The 18,862-nt window shown below is 63.7% G+C and carries 10 protein-coding genes; 8 read left to right on the forward strand and 2 right to left on the reverse strand.

Translation table 11 applies throughout. The features are described 5' to 3' along the window. Window positions 1-246 precede the first annotated feature (246 nt). The 7 genes from panB to KH389_RS23105 all read left to right on the forward strand — a co-directional run bounded on the left by panB (window position 247) and on the right by KH389_RS23105 (window position 10,753). The gene (gene panB, locus KH389_RS23075) at window positions 247-1,047 is read left to right on the forward strand and encodes a 3-methyl-2-oxobutanoate hydroxymethyltransferase (protein WP_043863808.1); all 801 of its coding nucleotides are present in this window, start codon (window positions 247-249) and stop codon (window positions 1,045-1,047) included. Then, window positions 1,044-1,901 carry a pantoate--beta-alanine ligase gene (gene panC, locus KH389_RS23080; protein ID WP_078481325.1) on the forward strand — a complete coding sequence of 286 codons (858 nt, stop codon included), beginning with the start codon at window positions 1,044-1,046 and terminating at the stop codon, window positions 1,899-1,901. Before panB ends, panC begins: the two co-directional genes overlap by 4 nt. A 103-nt stretch (window positions 1,902-2,004) precedes the next feature. Then, entirely contained in the window at window positions 2,005-3,669 is a 1,665-nt protein-coding gene (gene pgi / locus KH389_RS23085; RefSeq protein WP_078481326.1) for a glucose-6-phosphate isomerase, read from the forward strand. A gap of 132 nt (window positions 3,670-3,801) precedes the next feature. Further along, a complete protein-coding gene (acs, locus tag KH389_RS23090) occupies window positions 3,802-5,736 on the forward strand; it encodes an acetate--CoA ligase (RefSeq protein WP_213606324.1) in 1,935 nt (644 codons plus the stop codon). Between the two features lie 33 nt (window positions 5,737-5,769). Further along, window positions 5,770-6,639 carry an oxygenase MpaB family protein gene (locus tag KH389_RS23095; RefSeq protein ID WP_100634054.1) on the forward strand — a complete coding sequence of 290 codons (870 nt, stop codon included), beginning with the start codon at window positions 5,770-5,772 and terminating at the stop codon, window positions 6,637-6,639. Between the two features lie 59 nt (window positions 6,640-6,698). After that, entirely contained in the window at window positions 6,699-7,715 is a 1,017-nt protein-coding gene (locus KH389_RS23100) for a class I SAM-dependent rRNA methyltransferase (RefSeq protein ID WP_043863813.1), read from the forward strand. A gap of 101 nt (window positions 7,716-7,816) precedes the next feature. Next, entirely contained in the window at window positions 7,817-10,753 is a 2,937-nt protein-coding gene (locus tag KH389_RS23105; protein ID WP_213606326.1) for a DUF748 domain-containing protein, read from the forward strand. Window positions 10,754-10,889: 136 nt separating this feature from the next. Here the strand turns inward: KH389_RS23105 and KH389_RS23110 are convergent, their stop codons facing one another. Then, window positions 10,890-11,243 (reverse strand): BON domain-containing protein, encoded by a 354-nt coding sequence (locus tag KH389_RS23110; RefSeq protein ID WP_043863815.1) that lies wholly within the window; start codon window positions 11,241-11,243, stop codon window positions 10,890-10,892. Between the two features lie 326 nt (window positions 11,244-11,569). On the opposite strand from KH389_RS23110, the gene KH389_RS23115 reads away from it, so the two are divergent. After that, window positions 11,570-16,636, forward strand: coding sequence for a hypothetical protein (locus tag KH389_RS23115; protein WP_213606328.1), 5,067 nt, complete (start codon window positions 11,570-11,572; stop codon window positions 16,634-16,636). 75 nt (window positions 16,637-16,711) lie between these two features. Here KH389_RS23115 and pnp read toward each other — a convergent pair whose 3' ends face one another. Continuing rightward, a complete protein-coding gene (pnp, locus tag KH389_RS23120; RefSeq protein WP_043863817.1) occupies window positions 16,712-18,817 on the reverse strand; it encodes a polyribonucleotide nucleotidyltransferase in 2,106 nt (701 codons plus the stop codon). Between the last annotated feature and the right edge of the window lie 45 nt (window positions 18,818-18,862).

The following is an 18,862-nucleotide window of genomic DNA, read 5'->3' on the forward strand; positions in this document are numbered from 1 at the left end:
GCGCTCCCCCACGCGGTAACGCCCGTAACAGCGCCTTCGTAACAATGCGGTAACAGGGTAATTGACTTCAGTCTTCGTGCTCACGACTATAGGCGTCCCGCAGCGCCCCGGCGCCGCATAAGGCGTATATAGGCCTGGAACAGGGTTGTACTCCAAACACCACAATCGATGATGTGCTGTTCCAGTAGATGAATACACGCGTTGTACGCAGTCGTTTTTCACAGCGCCTGAACGAGGATTCCTTTCATGCCAGAAGTAACCCTGACCACCCTGCAAGGCCTCAAGGCCAAGGGCGAGAAAATAACCATGCTGACCTGCTATGACGCGACCTTTGCCAAGGTGGCGAGTCAGGCCGGCGTGGAAATATTGCTGGTGGGTGACTCCCTGGGCATGGTCCTGCAGGGCCATGACAGCACCTTGCCGGTGACCAACGCCGAAATGGCCTACCACACCGCCTGCGTCAAGCGCGGCAACCAGGGTGCGCTGATTCTGGCCGACCTGCCCTTCATGGCCTGCGCCACCACCGAGCAGGCCTTCGCCAATGCCGGCGCACTGATGCAGGCCGGCGCGCACATGGTCAAGGTCGAGGGCGCCGCCTGGCTGGCCGAGACCATTCGCCTGCTGGCCGAACGCGGCGTGCCGGTGTGTGCGCACATGGGCCTCACGCCGCAGACCGTGAACATCCTGGGCGGCTACAAGGTCCAGGGCCGCCAGGAGAACCAGGCACGGCAGATGCGCGCCGACGCTATCGCCCTGGAGCAGGCCGGCGCAGCCATGCTGCTGCTCGAATGTGTGCCCAGCGAGCTGGCGGCGGAAATCACCCAGGCCGTGACCATTCCGGTCATCGGCATCGGTGCCGGCAGCGCCACCGATGGCCAGGTACTGGTGATGCACGACATGCTCGGCCTGTCGCTCAGCGGCCGCGTGCCCAAGTTCGTGAAGAACTTCATGCTCGGCCAGCCCGACATTGCCGGTGCTTTCGGTGCCTACGTGCAAGCCGTCAAGGGCGTGACCTTCCCCGGCACCGAACATGGGTTCAGCGCATGAACACCGTCAAGACCATCCTTGAACTGCGCGCTGCGGTCGCCCGCGCACGCAGCGAGGGCAAGCGCATCGGCTTCGTGCCCACCATGGGCAACCTGCACAGCGGGCATGCCGCGCTGGTGACCAAGGCCGCGCAGCGGGCAGATTTCGTGGTGGCGAGCATCTTCGTCAACCCGCTGCAGTTCGGCGCCAACGAAGACCTCGACAAGTACCCGCGCACCCTCGCCGCCGACCAGGAAAAACTCCTGCAGGCCGGCTGCCACCTGCTGTTCACCCCCAACGTCGAAGAAATGTACCCCGACGGCATGGCGGCCCAGACCCTGGTCAGCGTGCCGCACCTGTCCGAAGGGCTGTGTGGCGCCAGCCGTCCCGGGCACTTCGAGGGTGTTGCCACGGTGGTCAGCAAGCTGTTCAACATGGTCCAGCCCGACCTGGCCGTGTTCGGCCAGAAGGACTTCCAGCAACTGGCGGTGATCCGCGCGCTGGTGCGCGACCTCAACCTGCCCATCCAGATCATCGGCGAACCGACCGTGCGCGCCGAGGACGGCCTGGCCCTGTCGTCGCGCAACGGTTACCTGACCGACGCACAACGTGCCACTGCGCCCACGATCTACCGCACCCTGAGCCGGATCGCCCAGGCAATCGGCCAGGGCCGCCGTGACTTCGAGGTGCTGATCGCCGAAGGTCGGCAACAACTGGTGGAGGCCGGCTTCAAGCCCGACTACCTGGAAATCCGTCAGGCGCTGAACCTGCGCCCGGCAGGGGCGCACGACCGCGACCTGGTGATTCTGGTGGCAGCGGTACTGGGCGCCACGCGCCTGATCGACAACCTTCACCTGAACCTCGACGAACAGTGACAACGCACCCGGCCGGGCTGCCGGGCAATTAACCTGCCACACTGGAAACGGGCCCGTCTTTCCAGTGTCAAAGGCAGTTCACGTACCAAGGAAACCTGCAGCGATGGCGTACTACCGCACCCCCCACGATGTCACTACGCTGCCCGCCTGGCAGGCGCTCCAGCAACACCGCAGCGCCATGCAGGGCTTCAGCATGCGCGAAGCGTTCAACGCCAACCCGCAGCGCTTCGAGCAGTTCAGCCTGAGCAGCTGCGGGCTGTTTCTGGACTATTCGAAGAACCTCATCGACCGCCAGACCCGCGACCTGCTGGTGGGGCTGGCCAACGAAGTGGGCCTGCAGGACGCGATCAAGTCGCTGTTCGCCGGCGAAATCGTCAACGCCTCCGAAGGCCGCCCGGCCCTGCATACCGCGCTGCGGCGCCCGGTGGGCGACAAACTGAGCGTCAATGGCGTGAACATCATGCCCGACGTGCACAAGGTGCTGAATCAGGTCACCGAGCTGGTGGGGCGCATCCACGACGGCCTGTGGCGCGGCTACAGCGAAAAGCCGATCACCGACGTGGTCAACATCGGCATCGGCGGCTCGTTCCTCGGCCCGGAGCTGGTCTCCGAGGCCCTGCTGCCCTACGCCCAGCGCGGCGTGCGCTGCCACTACCTGGCCAATATCGACGGCAGCGAATTCCACGAGCTGTCGGCCAAGCTGCGTGCCGAGACCACGCTGTTCATCGTGTCGTCCAAATCCTTCAATACCCTGGAAACCCTGAAGAACGCCCAGGCGGCTCGGGTCTGGTACCTGGCCCAGGGTGGTTCGGAAGCCGAGCTGTACAAGCACTTCATCGCCGTATCGAGCAACAAGGCCGCTGCGGTGGCCTTCGGTATCCGTGAAGAGAACATCTTCCCGATGTGGGACTGGGTAGGCGGACGCTATTCGCTGTGGTCGGCCATCGGCCTGCCGATCGCCCTGGCCATCGGCACCGCCAACTTCAAGGAGCTGCTGTCGGGTGCCTACACCATGGACCAGCACTTCCAGACCGCACCGTTCGAGCAGAACATGCCGGTGCTGCTGGCCTTGCTGGGCGTGTGGTATGGCAACTTCTGGGGCGCCCAGAGCCACGCGATCCTGCCGTACGACCATTACCTGCGCAACATCACCAAGCACCTGCAGCAACTGGACATGGAGTCCAACGGCAAGAGCGTGCGCCAGGACGGCACCCCGGTCGACCACGACACCGGGCCGGTGATCTGGGGCGGCGTGGGCTGCAACGGCCAGCATGCCTATCACCAGTTGCTGCACCAGGGCACCCAGCTGATCCCGGCCGACTTCATCGTGCCGGTGGTGAGCTTCAACCCGGTGGCCGACCACCACCAGTGGCTGTACGCCAACTGCCTGTCCCAGAGCCAGGCGTTGATGCTCGGCAAGACCCGCGCCGAGGCCGAGGCCGAGCTGCGCGACAAGGGCATGGCCGAAGCCGAGGTGCAGCGCCTGGCGCCGCACAAGGTGATCCCGGGCAACCGTCCGAGCAACACCTTGGTGGTGGAGCGCATCAGCCCGCGGCGCCTGGGCGCGCTGGTGGCGATGTACGAGCACAAGGTGTTCGTGCAGAGCGTGGTGTGGGGCATCAATGCCTTCGACCAGTGGGGAGTGGAGCTTGGCAAGGAACTGGGCAAGGGCGTGTACCAGCGCCTGACCGGCGGTATCGAAGAGCCGGCCGAAGATGCCTCGACCCAGGGCCTGATCAACTACTTCCGCGGGCGTCACCGGGGCTAAGGGCTACACTGTCGGGATGTTGTTGTACCCATCGCGGGCCAAGCCCGCTCCCACAGGTACAATGCACACCGCGTGGGAGCGGGCTTGGCCCGCGATGGGAGCGACACCTATCCAACAGGAAAGGGCCCCCCAATGTTCGATATCAGCGACTACCCCGAAGCCGATGCCGTCAGCAAGGCGGCACAACTCTCCCAGGCCGACTACCAGCGCCTGTATCGCCAGTCCGTAGACGATCCCGACACCTTCTGGGCCGAACAAGCCAGGCGCCTGGACTGGATCATCCCCTGGTCGGCTGTTCAGCAGAGCGATCTGCGCACGGGCCAGGCAACCTGGTTCAAGGATGCCAAACTCAACGTCAGCTACAACTGCCTGGACCGCCACCTGGCTCAGCGCGGCGACCAGCCGGCGATCATCTGGGAAGGCGACGACCCGCAGCAGTCCACCACCCTCACCTACCGCCAGGTTCATCAGCAGGTGTGCCGCCTGGCCAACGTGCTCAAGCAGCGCGGGGTGAAAAAGGGCGACCGGGTGTGCATCTACATGCCGATGATTCCCGAAGCTGCCTTCGCCATGCTGGCCTGTACCCGCATCGGCGCGATTCACTCGGTGGTGTTCGGCGGCTTTTCCCCCGACGCCCTGCGCGACCGCATCCTCGACGCCGACTGCCGCACGGTGATTACCGCCGACGAAGGCGTGCGCGGCGCCAGGAGCATTGGCCTGAAGAACAACGTCGACAAGGCCCTGCAAAGCTGCCCGGACGTCAGCAGCGTGGTGGTGGTACGCCGCACCGGCGGCCCAGTGGACTGGAACGAAGGCCGCGACCTCTGGTACCACGAGGCAATCAGCCAGGTGGGCGACGACTGCCCGCCCGAGCCGATGGATGCGGAAGACCCGCTGTTCATCCTCTACACCTCCGGCAGCACCGGCAAGCCCAAGGGCGTACTGCACACCACCGCCGGCTACCTGCTACAGGCCGCCCTGACCTTCAAGGTAGTGTTCGACTACCGCGACGGCGAGGTGTTCTGGTGCACCGCCGATGTCGGCTGGGTAACCGGCCACAGCTACATCGTCTACGGCCCGCTCGCCAACGGCGCCACCACCCTGATGTTCGAAGGCGTGCCCAACTACCCCAATGCCTCGCGCTTCTGGCAGGTGGTCGACAAGCACCAGGTGAACATCTTCTATACCGCCCCCACCGCTCTGCGGGCACTGATGCGCGAAGGTTCGGCGCCGCTCGACGGTACCTCGCGCAAGAGCCTGCGCCTGCTGGGCAGCGTGGGCGAGCCGATCAACCCGGAAGCCTGGGAATGGTACTTCGAGAAGGTCGGTGAGAAGCGCTGCCCGATCGTCGACACCTGGTGGCAGACCGAGACCGGCGGCATCATGCTCAGCCCGCTGGTCAGCGCCCGCCACATCAAGCCCGGTTGTGCCACCCGTCCGCTGTTCGGCGTGCAGCCGGTGCTGCTGGACGACAAGGGCGCGCTGATCGAGGGCCCCGGCAGCGGGCTGCTGGCGATCAAGGCCAGTTGGCCGGGGCAGATCCGCAGCGTATACGGCGATCATCAGCGCATGATCGACACCTACTTCAAACCCCTGCCAGGCTACTACTTCACCGGCGACGGCGCGCGCCGCGATGCCGATGGCGACCTGTGGATAACCGGGCGCATCGACGACGTGATCAACGTGTCCGGGCACCGTATCGGCACTGCCGAGGTGGAAAGTGCCCTGGTGCTGCACGACAGCATCGCCGAAGCCGCCGTGGTCGGGTACCCTCACGACCTGAAGGGCCAGGGCATCTATGCCTTCGTCACGCCCATGAACGGCGTGACCCCGGACGACCACCTCAAGCAGGCACTGCTGGCGCTGGTCAGCAAGGAGATCGGCAGCTTTGCCAAACCCGAGCTGATCCAGTGGGCGCCAGCACTGCCCAAGACCCGCTCGGGCAAGATCATGCGCCGCATCCTGCGCAAGATCGCCTGCAACGAGCTGGACAACCTGGGCGACACCTCGACCCTGGCCGACCCGAGCGTGGTCCAAGGCCTGATCGACAAACGCCTGAACCAATGAACGGCACCGCGGCGACGGTGCCTCAAGGTATCCATGGAAGCGCTACGCCGCCGTATCGAAACACAGTTGCTGAGCCTCACGGGCCTGGCCCTGGGCCAACTCGACCTCGAACAGCCCAAGGGCGACCCCGGGCTGTTCGGTCCGCGCAGCATCAGCTGGCAGGTGCACGGGGATTTCCCCAGCATGCTCATCGGCGGTATCAGCGCCTTGCTGCTGCAGGTGCTGCACCCGCTGGCCCTGGCCGGGGTGTGGGACCACTCCAGCTTTCGCCAGGACATCATCGGCCGCCTGCGCCGCACCAGCCAGTTCATCTCCGGCACCACCTTCGGCTCCACCCGCGACGCCGAATGGCTGATCGACAAGGTACGCACCATTCACCTGCAGGTGGTGGGGACCGCGGCCGATGGCCGCCCGTATGCCGCCAGTGACCCGGACCTGCTGACCTGGGTGCACGTGGCCGAAGTCAGCAGCTTCATGGCCGCGCACCTGCGCTACCGCAATCCTCACCTCTCGCCGGCCGACCAGGACGCCTACTACGCCGAGATCGCCCTGGTGGCCGAACGCCTGGGGGCTCGCAACGTGCCGCGTTCGCGCCAGGCGGTGGCGCACTACCTGCAAGCCATGCGTCCGCAACTGGCATGCGACGAGCGCAGCCGCGAAGTGGTGCGTGTGTTGCTGGAGGCCCCGGCGCCGAGCCGCCTGGCCAAACCGGTGGCCAACCTGATGATGCAGGCGGGGATCAACCTGCTGCCCGATTGGGCCGGCGAACTGCTCGAGCGCACGCCGCACCCGCTCAAGCGGCGGCTGGTAGGCCTGGGCATCGACAGCACGGCGCCGGTACTGCGCTGGGCCATGCGCGACAGTTCGCTGCACCGGGCCAGGCGGCGAGTGGGCTGCGCCTGAACAGGTGCAAGGCACCCGCCTGCTGTTAAACTGCACGCCCGCAAACCAAGGCTACGTGCATGTCCTCCTTGAATCAGGCGCTGCGCGCCGCCCTCGACGCCCGCCAGCAGCTTCTAAGTGAGCTGCACGCCCAGGGCACCGACTGTTACCGGCTGTTCCACGGCAGCCAGGAAGGCGCGGGCGGACTGACCGTCGACCGCTATGGCCCGCAGTTGCTGGTACAGAGCTTTCACCACACCCTCGAGCGCGATGCCCTGCTGGACCTGCATGGGCACATCGAGCGCGAACTGGGCCTGCCACTGCTGCTGGTGTACAACGACCGCTCCCAGGGCAACAGCCGCATCGACCGGCGCGACCCGGTCTACCAGCCCAGCGAGGCCGCGCTGGCCGACCTGGTCGGTCACGAGTGGGGCCTGAACTACCGCGTGCGCGGTCGCCATGCCGGCCAGGACCCGCTGTTGTTTCTGGACCTGCGCAATGCCCGTGGCTGGGTCAAGCAACACAGTGCCGGCAAACGCGTGCTCAACCTGTTCGCCTATACCTGCGGGGTAGGCCTGAGCGCTGCCGCCGGAGGTGCCAGCGCGGTGTGCAACCTGGATTTCGCCGAAGGCAACCTGGCCGTTGGCCGCGAGAACGGCGCACTCAACCCGCAACTGGCGCCCATGGAGTTCATCCAGTCCGACTACTTTCCGGCCATTCGCCAGCTGGCAGGCCTGCCGGTCAGCCAGCGTCGCGGGCACAAGCTGCCGGCCTACCCGCGCCTGGAGCCGCGCGAGTTCGACCTGGTACTGCTCGACCCGCCTGCCTGGGCCAAGAGCGCGTTCGGCACCGTCGACCTGCTGCGTGATTACCAGAGCCTGCTCAAGCCCGCCCTGCTGAGCACGGCCGAAGGCGGCGTGCTGATCTGCTGCAACAACCTGGCCAAGGTCGGCCTCGACGACTGGCGCGAGCAGGTGCTGCGTTGCGCACAGAAGATCGGCCGCCCGGTGCGGGAATGGCAGGTGCTCAAGCCGGCAGACGACTTCCCGTCACTGGACGGACAGCCGCCCCTGAAGTGCTTGATCCTGCAGCTGTAAGTGGAAAAAACCGCAGGTAGTCCGGTATTTCGGACTACCTTCGGAACCGAATTAACGTGCCATACTCCAAGCACTCCCGCTCTAGACAGACGACGCCGCACATGCCCAAAGGATTGAAACGCGCCCTCGGCGCCTTGTTGGCCGGCCTGGCCCTGTACAGCCTCCTCGGTTTCCTGATCCTGCCTGGCGTAGCCTTGCGCATCGCCAATCAGCAGTTGGCCAGTTACGCCACCGTGCCGGCGCACATCCAGCGTATCGAGCTCAATCCGTTCAGCCTCGAGCTGACGCTATGGGGCTTGCAGATCGGCGAGACCGGCAAGGAGCAGGTCGGCTTCGAACGCCTCTACGCCAACCTGCAGCTCGACAGCCTGTGGTCCGGTGCCCTGCACCTGGCAGCCGTCGAGCTGGACAAGCCGCGCACCGAGCTGCTGTTCGCCAAGGACGGCAGCCTGAACCTGACCCAGCTGTTCAAGCTGCCGCCCAGCGAGCCCAAGCCCGAGACGCCGGCAAGCGAACCGTTCCCGCTGCGCATCGGCAGCATCAAGCTGAGCGAGGGCTACCTGCACTTCCAGGACCTGCGCCCGAGCGAGCCGATCGAATTCCTCTACGACTCGATGAACCTGGAGCTGAAGAACCTCAGCACCCTGCCCGACGACAACGCCGACATGACCCTGGTGGCCGCCGGGCCAGAGGGCGGGCGCATCGACTGGGCCGGCACCATCAGCCTGGTACCGATCGCCTCCGAAGGCACCCTCAAGGTCACCGACGGCAAGATGAAGGTGTGGTGGCCGTACGTGCGCGACGCCCTGCCGCTGGTGCTTGAAGACGGCGTGCTCAACCTGGACACCCATTACAAGCTCAACCTGTCGAAGGAAACCGAGCTGCTGCTGGACAACGCCTCGCTCAGCATCGCCCCCTTCGCGATCAAGGCCCCGGACGGTCGCCCGTTGGCCCGCCTGGCCCGACTGGACGTGAGTGAAACCACGGTCGACCTGGCCAAACAGCTGGTCACGGTCGGCAAGATCCGCAGTGAAAAGCTGGAAACCTGGGCTGCCCTGGAAGCCGACGGCCAGCTCGACTGGCAAAAACTCTTCGCCAGCCAGCCTGCCAAGGCCACCCCCAAGGAAAAGGCCGAGCCGGCCACTGCCGGGGCCGCGCCGCAGGAAGCCAGCGCCAAGGCCGCGCCCGGCAAGCCGTGGCAGGTGCTGCTGCGCGACGTGCAACTGCGCAACTACCAGGTTCATCTGGCCGATCGCTCGCAGAAAGAAGCGGTGGCGCTGGATGTCGGCCCGCTCAACCTCGACCTGCAGAACTTCGACAGCCTCAACAAGAGCCCCTTCACCCTCAAGCTCGACAGCGGCGTCGGCCGCCAGGGCAAGCTGCAGGCATCGGGTGAGGTCAACCTGGCACCGGTCAGCGCCCGGCTCAAGGTCAGCACACAGGACATCGACCTGCGGGTAGCCCAGGCCTACATCAGCCCGTTCATTCGCCTGGAGCTGCGCAGCGGCATGCTCGGCAGCGACCTGAACGTGGACCTGAAGAACACCGCCCCGCTGGCGTTCAGCGTCACCGGCAAGGCGCAGGTCAATCAGTTGCATACCCTGGACACCATCAAGGGCCGTGACTTCGTCAAATGGCAGCAACTGAACGTGGACGGCCTGGACTATCGCCACGGCGATGCGTTGAGCATTGCCAAGGTGACCCTGCAGCAGCCCTATGCCCGCTTCATGATCAACGAAGACCGCACCACCAGCGTGGATGACCTGCTGATTCCGCAGCCGACCAACGGCGCCGCCAAGCCCCAGGGCAAGCCCCCGGCCAGCAATGAAAAGCCCCTGGGCATCCGTATCGGTGGCATCGACATCAACGATGGCTCGGCCAACTTCGCCGACTTCAGCCTGACGCCCAACTTCGCCACCGCCATCCAGCAGCTCAACGGCCAGATCGGCACCATCGACAACCGCCAGCCACACCCGGCCAAGGTCGATATCAAGGGCAAGGTGGACCGTTATGCGCCCGTCACCATCAAGGGCGCGCTCAACCCGTTCGACCCGATGGCCAGCCTGGACATCGCCACCAGCTTCAAGCGTGTCGAGCTGACGACCCTGACGCCGTACTCGGGCAAGTTCGCCGGCTACCGGATTCGCAAGGGCCGCCTGAACCTGGACCTGCACTACCTGATCACCAAGGGCCAGCTCAAGGCCGAGAACAAGGTGGTGGTCGAGCAGTTGCAACTGGGTGAGAAGGTCGACAGCCCCGACGCCGTCAACCTGCCGATTCGCCTGGCGATCGCGCTGCTCAAAGACACCGAGGGCAAGATCTCCATCGAGTTGCCGGTGTCGGGCGACCTCAACAACCCGCAGTTCAGCGTAATGCCGATCGTGTGGCAGACCCTGCGCAACCTGGTGCTGCGCGCCGCCCAGGCGCCGTTCAAGTTCATCGGCGGGCTGGTCAGTGGTGGCGGTTCCGAAGACCTGGGCACCGTGTCCTTCGCCCCCGGCTCAAGCGAGCTGAGCAGCGATGCCCAGGGCTCGCTGGACAAGCTGGCGGCAGCACTCAAGGAACGCCCTGCCCTGCGCCTGGAAATCGAAGGCACCAGCGCCCAGAGCAGCGACGGGCCACTGATTGCCGCACAGCGTCTGGATCGTGAGTACCAGAGCACCTACTACAAGATCCTTCAGCGTCGCGGCGACAAGGTGCCGGCACAGGCCTCGCAACTGCAGGTGCCCGATGGCGACAAGCCGGCCATGCTCGAGGGCATCTACCGTACCCGTCTCAAGCAGCAGCCACCGGCCGAGTGGGAGCAGCTGGACCGTGCACAGCGTACTGCCAAGCTGCAGGAAGCGGTGATCAAGTCATGGGCCGAGAGCACCGTGCTGCTGCGTCAGCTCGGTCAGGCACGCGCCAGCAGCATCAAGGACTACCTGGTCGACAAGGGTCAGTTGCAAGACGACCGGGTGTACTTCATCGACGCCACGCTGGGCCAGGCCGAAGCGGATGGCCGGGTGATCTCGCCCCTGCACCTGGACGCCGAGTAGGGCTGGCGGGAGCACTGGCGCCAGGCCAGCGGTCCAGCGCACAAAGAAAAGCCCCGGCTGACTGCGCCGGGGCTTTAGGGTTGGCCACCTCCGTGTGGCCTTTCGCATGAACCGTCAGGATCAGCGAGCGAAACGCTTACTCAGCTTTCAGGCCATCAGCCGAAACGGCTTTCACGCCCTTGATTTTCTTGGCGATGTTCACCGCAGTGGTTTTCTGCGCTTCGGTGATCGCGGTGGTCGAGGACAGGGAAACCACACCTTTGTTGGTTTCGACCTTGATGTCGGTACCCGGGATGCCTTTCTCGGTGACCAGGTCGGCTTTGACCTTGGTGGTGATCCAGGTATCGGAAGTTTCTTCTTTGGCCTTGGTCATTTCACCAGCAGCCAGCATCATCGGTGCTTGCGATGCAGGTTGGGCTGCAAAGGCGGCGTTAGCCATGGTCAGGGTCAGCGCGGTGGCAGTAGCAGCAGCAATAGCGAACTTCTTCATACGAGACACTCCTGTTTTTCGAAAGGTCTGCGCCGTCATTCCTGGCAGCAGGTAACAGGGATATTGCAGAAGCTGTGCCAACCCGAATAAAAAATAAAACCTTTAAAAATCAACAGCTTAAAAATCACCAAAAAATAGCCCATCGTGCACATTGCATGCTTTGCGATGGATGCGCGTGCAAGTTGCATGTTCACAAAATACCGCCGCACCCATGCCCGGGAAGCCAACGAGCGTTGCAATATGTACCACTGCCTGCAACAGGGCACCCTCTACCGTGGCAGGCGTCGTGAACCGGATGAACCGGGTCCCCCGCTGCAGGAAACGCCATGATCGTGATGCCCTACTTTGAGCCCGGCACCTTGCGCGCAGGCTTCATCACCGCGCTGGAGACCGCACAGCGCGACCTGAGCCTGAGCATCATCGAAGCGCGGTGGCTGCGTCGCCTGGCCGATCAAACGACCCTGCCGGCGAGCATGCGGGTGGAGGTGACAGGCAACCTGCAGCCACTGTCTGCCAATTGCCTGGTCATTCATCAGCGCGACCCACTGCTTGAGGCGACCTACCTGTACAGCCCATTGCATGGCGTACAGGGCTTCAACACGCTGCAACAACTTGAAAGTGCCCTGCAGGCCCAGCTGACTCACCTGGGCGTGCGGAGCGAACCGCTGCAGTTCGTGAACCTGAGCGATGCCGTGTTCACCCGGTGGTCACACCACCTGATGCAACAGCAAATCGATCTGCTGCGGGGGCAATCCGGCGGGCTGGCCAAACTGCCCACCCTGACCGGTGTTCTCGACAGTTGCTTGAGCACAGCCTTCTCGACGCTGCTGGAGGGCGTCGACGACATCGCGCAACAACGGGTCCAGGTCATTGCCAGTAACGCCAGCGTGGTGCGCACGCAGGCCCTGGCCGATGTTGCACTGGACGCGTTCAGCGGCCAGCCGCTGGGCATCGACCTGAAGCGCCGTTTCGTACGCGATGGCACCGCAACGCACGACACGCCCGACCCGCTCGCCTGCGAGCAGGCCCTTGCCAGCACTGCCAAGGCCGTTCCGGGGGCCTTTGCACAGGCCCTGCGAAGCTATTGGAGCAGTGTCGACAACGACGTGGGCAGCGATAACCGCGAAGCCCTGGCACTTGGCCTTGCCGACAACTACTGTCGTACGCTGTTGCGAGCGGCCAATGAACAACGCATCGACACCCCTCAGCTGCAATGGCTGCGTGAAGCGCTGATCCCCGACCTGGGCGCCTTGCGGGTGTGTAGCCTGGCGTTGGTGCCAGCGGCTCAGGACATGGGTAGGACGGTGCTGCTGGCCGACAGCCTGGCCCTGCAGCAACCGACCGATACCAGCAAGGGGGTGTTCCTGTTCAGCACACGAACCGGGTTCCAATACTTCGCCGATCAGGCCGCCCTTGAACGGCATTGCCAGGCCCTGCTCACACAACCTGCTTGCCCCGCCTCGATCAGCCGCGATGACTGGGAGCAGTTGCAAACCAGCGCGACGCCTGTGGTCAGGCTGGTCGAGGTCGGCCAACCGATGTTCCTCGCACTTGCTGATGCGCTGATCGCACTGGTCAACCGGCGTCTTGCCCACGCACTACGCTTCCCCGGTGCCCAGAGCAGCACGGCCATGGCCGGGGTCGAAGATGCACTGGACATGCGCGCGCTGGTGGACAGGCGCCTGACCCACCTGGGGGTCAACGGTCGATGGCTGCCCGATGCACAGCCAGCAGTCGCCATGAGGCTGCCCGTGCCACCCAGCCAGAGCGTTACGCTGGTGGAGCGCCTCACCCGTGCCAGGGCACTGCATCAGCTGTTTCAATCCCTGGCCACCGCCCAGCCGAAGGTGCAGTCCTGTGTTCTGGACATGCTTGCCCCCAGCCTCGACGCCATCAGCGACGGCCAGTTGCACCCCTTGGACATCCAGCTCAAATGGGCAGAAAAGACTGGCACGGTGGTCGACAGGTTTCTCGAACAGCTGGGCGAAACAGGCAACCAGCACGCGCCGCAGGATCAGGTGCAGGTGCAGGACCGGCAAGGCTTGCCACTGTCGTGGCCGTCGGCACCCGTGATCCGGCAACAGATCGACACCCTTAAAGCGGGCTTTGCCTCGACCTACCTTGAACAACTCGAGGCGTTCGACACGGGTCGGTTGCGCCTGAAGGACAGTGTGGTGTCCCCGCTCACGAGCATGCGCAGCTTGTACGAAGCGCTGCTGCGCATCGAACTGGAGCAAGCCCGCGAGAACGGCGTGATCGATGACGCGCTGCTCGACCTGCTGCAGCAAGCATTGGACCGGCCGGGGCACAGTGCCATTCGCCTGCACAGCCTGAGCTTGTCGGTACCCGGCAAGGCCGGGCTGCTGCCACTGGCCGATGCATTCGTGCTGCAGCGGGCAACGGCCGACAATGACAGCCTGTTGCTCTGGTCACCGCTGGAGCCACTGAGTCAATTCAGCAGCGAAGCAGCCTTGCGCTCTGAAATGACCGGCGCATTCGACGACCCGGAGAAGCTTCATCAGTGGCTGAGCCTGGTGAACGCCGAAGACCTGCGCAACTGGCACACCCTGGCGCAGCTTCCAGGTGCCAGTCAGCCCAGCGTACGCCTCATCGAACAAAGCGAGCTGTTCGCATTTGTTGAACACAGTGCGGCACGCTTTCGTGCTGCAACCCGGCGTTACTACCTGGGCTATGCCCTGCGCAGCAGGCTCGGCACCTCATTGCTGCAACGCTTCATCGATAACCAGGCCGCCAGGCACCCGTTCGAAGGGGCCTTGCAGCGGGTACGCGACAGCTTCGAGGGTCAGTATTTGCGCACCCTTCTACCGGCATGGCTATGCAACGCGACACCGCAACAAATGAAAAACTACGCGCAACTGGTGCAGGCCTGCGCCCGTGTCAGCAACCCCAAGTTCAACTACCTGTTCTCGATCCCAACGCTCAACGACTTCGCCAACCAGCAGCTCAAGGCAGGGCTCGCCCAGGATTACCCGAGCGCACCGGACGATCCCGACCTGATTACCGTCACCTTCACGCACTTCACCCCCAACCCGGTAATGCCCGGCCAGACGCCCTCGCCGATTTCCTCGGACCTGGCCACCACCACCAAGACACTGAGCGAGTATGCCCTGACCCACAGCCGGTTGACCGGCACAGCGACAAGCATGAAGGTCAGCGTCACGCGACCAGGCATGGCACCTGAAGCGCTGGAAGCGGCCACCATCCGCAACATGATCGACCGCCTCGACGTGGCCAGTGCATACCGTGCCCTGCTCGAGAAGAAGTTCACCCCGCAGGATCCCGACTACCTCGAACGCCGTCATCGCTACACGCTGGTATCCACCGCCTACCTGATGGAAGAGGGGTATCAGCATTTTCTGGACAACAAACTATCGGCCAAGGCGCTTTACTACTTTTCCCATGTGCTGGCCAAGCCGGATGCCCTCGCCCGCGACCTGGTCGAGGGCAGGAAGATCACCCTGTGCCAATTGCAGCTACGGGCCGAGCAAGGGTTCGCCCCCGATACCGTGAGGGGCATGTATGTGATCGGACCGCAGGGCGAACAGGACGGGCCCCTGGTGTTGTACTGCGCCTACCGGCCACACAAGATGTTGCTCGAATTCAAGGACCAGGGCGCACTGCGCAGTGCCATCCTCTCGGACCCAGAGCTCCAACGAGATATTCTGAACCGGCTTCCCGACACGGTGCAGTCGCGATACGACCACAACGGCTTTCTTCACCCCCATCTGTTCTGGTCCTCATCGGACCTGTTCGATTTCTCGCCCACCCCCGGTGCGGTTCAACTGGTGCGCAGCGAGATCGAAGGCAATGCCCTTGACTACCTGTTCACCGAGAACGTGGCATTCCTGCGGGCACTGACCAAGGCACGCACTGTAACTACCGCCGAGGAATACTGGAATGTGCTGCGCTATGTAATGGGCCTTGCCATCGAGCAGAGTTCGTTTTTCCTGCCTGGAAAGCTGGCAGCCATGCTCAGCTCGCTACAGAGTGTCCAGTGGTTGCAGGCATCCGGTAACGCCGCTTTGCAGCACAACTGGGGCGAATCGCTTGCGGAGTTCGTCACCGCCCTGAGTGGCCTGGTCATGATGCGCCCAGGTGGCTCGAGCGTGAGCAGGAAGACACCTGACGAGCCTTCACCCGTCACGCCTGCACTGGAACTGGACCCTGCCTGGAACGAGGTACTGCTCAACCCCCTGGTACCCAACCGGCTGAGCGACCTGCAGGCGCAGAACGTGCAACTCAAGGACATGGTCCGCAACACCACCCTGGGGCTTTATTTCGCCCCGGGTACCGAGCGTTTCTATTGCGTGATCGCGGGCCACGTCTATGAAGTGGCCAAGCCAGCACAGCAGTGGCAGATCATCAAGCAGGGCCGACTCGGGCCCACGCTGCAAAGAACGGGAAATCAGTGGCAGGTTGATCTGCAGGAAGGCTTGCGTGGCGGCGGCGCGGCCTACAGCAGTTTCGAAACGGCCCTGGCCGACGAAGACATATCCCTGCGCTACACCACGCTGGCTTCGGGAATGAAGAACATTGCCGCGCTCCAGCCGACCAAGTACCAGATGCTACTGCGTGCCCATGCCTTGAGCCGCCACTATCTGGACACCTGCCTGAAGAACCTCAACCTGTCTTCGCCCCAGGCGCCCCTGCCGCCCGAGACACTGAGCATCTTGCAAAACGTGTTCGACCACCCTCCCTCAGACCAGACAGTACGCCTGCTGCGTGACTATACCCAGCGGATACTGGACGAGCTGTTGTCGGCCTCGATGGACACGGTCACCTCCAAACGCCTCGTGGTGGGCATGAACATGCCCGATCAGCGCGATACCTACGGTTTCACCTACCACAACGACCCCGGCAAGCGGATCTTTCTCACCGAGCGCGTGTTCACCCTGCCATGGGACGTTTCGATTTACGCAACGCCACCGGCCATCGAGCTGCTCGCCCACCAGCAAGCAACGACGCTGATACACGAGCTGTCACACCAGGTACTTCGAACCGTGGATATCGCCTACGTGGAAGCCGCGGCCCCCTTCCCGGACCAGATCAGCCAGCACACGCGGGGCGGGCGTATCGCCTATCAGACGATCCTTGGCTACAAACAGAACGGGCTCTCGATCAACACCCCCGCCCAGGCGCTGTTCAGAACCTTCGACACCTCGAGCCAGACCTGGAGAGATATCAGGAAAAAGGATGGACGAGCCCTGCCCGCGATCTTTCGGCTAAGCAAGACAAACACCCTGGCAGCTGCACGCACTGCGTTCTACAGCGATCCGCAGGTACGCACCGACCTGATCCTGGCCAACGCCGACTCGCTGAGCCTGATCATCACCAACCTGGGGCGCAGGCGCTTTGCCGGCGCTGCCGGCTGAAAGCAAAAAAAATGCCCCGTATCCTGCGATACGGGGCATTGGCACTACCGGGCAGTTACCTGCCCTGCTGCATCATCAGACGCCCGACGCCTTGGCGGCGGCAACGTCCTTGATCGACAGCTTGATACGGCCGCGGTTGTCCACGTCCAGTACCAGTACTTCGACTTCCTGGCCTTCTTTCAGGATGTCGGTCACTTTCTCGACGCGAGCATCGCTCAGCATGGAGATGTGAACCAGACCGTCCTTGCCCGGCAGGATGTTGACGAATGCACCGAAGTCGACGATGCGCTCGACCTTGCCGACGTAGATCTTGCCGATCTCGGCTTCGGCAGTGATGCTCAGAACGCGCTGGCGCGCAGCTTCTGCCGCATCCTTGGTTTCGCCGAAGATCTTGATCGAACCGTCGTCTTCGATATCGATCGACGCCTTGGTTTCTTCGCAGATGGCACGGATGGTTGCGCCGCCCTTGCCGATGACGTCGCGAATCTTGTCGGTGTCGATCTTCATCGCGATCATGGTCGGTGCGTTTTCCGACAGCTCGGTGCGCGACTGGCCAATGATCTGGTTCATCTGGCCGAGGATGTTCAGGCGCGCTTCCAGGGCCTGGCCCAGGGCGATTTCCATGATCTCTTCGGTGATGCCGTTGATCTTGATGTCCATCTGCAGCGCGGTCACACCCTTGGCGGTACCGGCTACCTTGAAGTCCATGTCGCCCAGGTGGTCTTCATCACCCAGGATGTCGGTCAGGATGGCGAACTTCTCGCCCTCTTTGACCAGACCCATGGCGATACCGGCTACCGGCGCCTTCATCGGTACACCAGCGTCCATCAGGGCCAGGGAAGCGCCACAGACCGAAGCCATCGAGCTCGAACCGTTGGATTCGGTGATCTCCGACACCACGCGGATGGTGTACGGGAACACGTCGGCGGCCGGCAGCATGGCCTGGACCGAACGACGGGCCAGACGGCCGTGACCGATTTCGCGACGACCAGCACCGCCCATGCGGCCACACTCGCCCACCGAGAACGGCGGGAAGTTGTAGTGCAGCATGAAGGGGTCTTTGCGCTCGCCTTCCAGGGTGTCCAGCAGCTGTGCGTCACGCGCAGTACCCAGGGTCGCAACGACCAGGGCCTGGGTTTCGCCACGGGTGAACAGGGCCGAACCGTGGGTTTTCGGCAGCACGCCGACTTCGATGTTCAGCGGGCGCACGGTCTTGGTGTCGCGACCATCGATACGTGGCTTGCCGTTGACGATGTTTTCGCGAACGGTGCGGTATTCGATTTCACCGAAGATCTCTTTGACTTCAGCGGCAGTCGGCTGGCCTTCTTCGCCGGAGAACTTGGCGATGACCTGCTCGCGCAGCTCGCCCAGGCGAGCATAACGGTCGGCCTTGACGGTGATGGTGTAGGCATCGGACACCGCGGCACCGAATTCGCCACGAATGGCGCTCAGCAGCGGGGTGTTCTCGGCCTTGGCAGTCCAGTCCCAGGTAGGCTTGGCGGCTTCGGCAGCCAGCTCCTTGACGGCCTGGATCACGGCCTGGAATTCATCGTGGGCGAACAGCACGGCGCCCAGCATCTGGTCTTCGGTCAGCTCCTTGGCTTCCGATTCGACCATCAGCACGGCGTCGGAGGTACCGGCAACGACCATGTCCAGGCTCGAGGCAGCCAGTTGCTCGTAGGTCGGGTTCAGCAGGTAGCCGGTGCTTTCGTGGAAAGCGACACGGGCGGCGCCGATAGGGCCTTCGAACGGAATGCCGGAGATGGCCAGCGCAGCCGAGGTACCGATCATGGCAGCGATGTCCGGATCGGTTTTCTTGCTGGTGGAAACGACGGTGCAGACAACCTGCACTTCGTTCATGAAGCCTTCAGGGAACAGCGGACGGATCGGACGGTCGATCAGACGCGAGGTCAGGGTCTCTTTCTCGGAAGGACGGCCTTCACGCTTGAAGAAACCACCAGGGATCTTGCCGGCGGCGTAGGTCTTTTCCTGATAGTGAACGGACAGGGGGAAGAAGCCTTTGCCTGGATCGGCCTGTTTGGCACCGACCACGGTCACCAGCACGGTGACATCGTTGTCGACGGTGACCAATACGGCGCCGGACGCTTGACGAGCAATACGGCCCGTCTCGAGGGTAACGGTCGATTGACCGAACTGGAATTTCTTGATTACCGGGTTCACGGTTTCCTACCTTCTTCAGTGGCTCTGGGGGAACTGGTTCTTGCG

The sequence above is a fragment of the Pseudomonas qingdaonensis genome, from assembly GCF_018398475.1.
Classification (GTDB): domain Bacteria; phylum Pseudomonadota; class Gammaproteobacteria; order Pseudomonadales; family Pseudomonadaceae; genus Aquipseudomonas; species Aquipseudomonas palmensis.

What these genes read in the sequence shown, in the direction of transcription:
- panB (WP_043863808.1), top strand. Translation starts at nt 247, where the DNA reads ATGCCAGAAGTAACCCTGACCACCCTGCAAGGCCTCAAGGCCAAGGGC.
- panC (WP_078481325.1), top strand. Translation starts at nt 1,044, where the DNA reads ATGAACACCGTCAAGACCATCCTTGAACTGCGCGCTGCGGTCGCCCGC.
- pgi (WP_078481326.1), top strand. Translation starts at nt 2,005, where the DNA reads ATGGCGTACTACCGCACCCCCCACGATGTCACTACGCTGCCCGCCTGG.
- acs (WP_213606324.1), top strand. Translation starts at nt 3,802, where the DNA reads ATGTTCGATATCAGCGACTACCCCGAAGCCGATGCCGTCAGCAAGGCG.
- KH389_RS23095 (WP_100634054.1), top strand. Translation starts at nt 5,770, where the DNA reads ATGGAAGCGCTACGCCGCCGTATCGAAACACAGTTGCTGAGCCTCACG.
- KH389_RS23100 (WP_043863813.1), top strand. Translation starts at nt 6,699, where the DNA reads ATGTCCTCCTTGAATCAGGCGCTGCGCGCCGCCCTCGACGCCCGCCAG.
- KH389_RS23105 (WP_213606326.1), top strand. Translation starts at nt 7,817, where the DNA reads ATGCCCAAAGGATTGAAACGCGCCCTCGGCGCCTTGTTGGCCGGCCTG.
- KH389_RS23110 (WP_043863815.1), bottom strand. Translation starts at nt 11,243, where the DNA reads ATGAAGAAGTTCGCTATTGCTGCTGCTACTGCCACCGCGCTGACCCTG.
- KH389_RS23115 (WP_213606328.1), top strand. Translation starts at nt 11,570, where the DNA reads ATGATCGTGATGCCCTACTTTGAGCCCGGCACCTTGCGCGCAGGCTTC.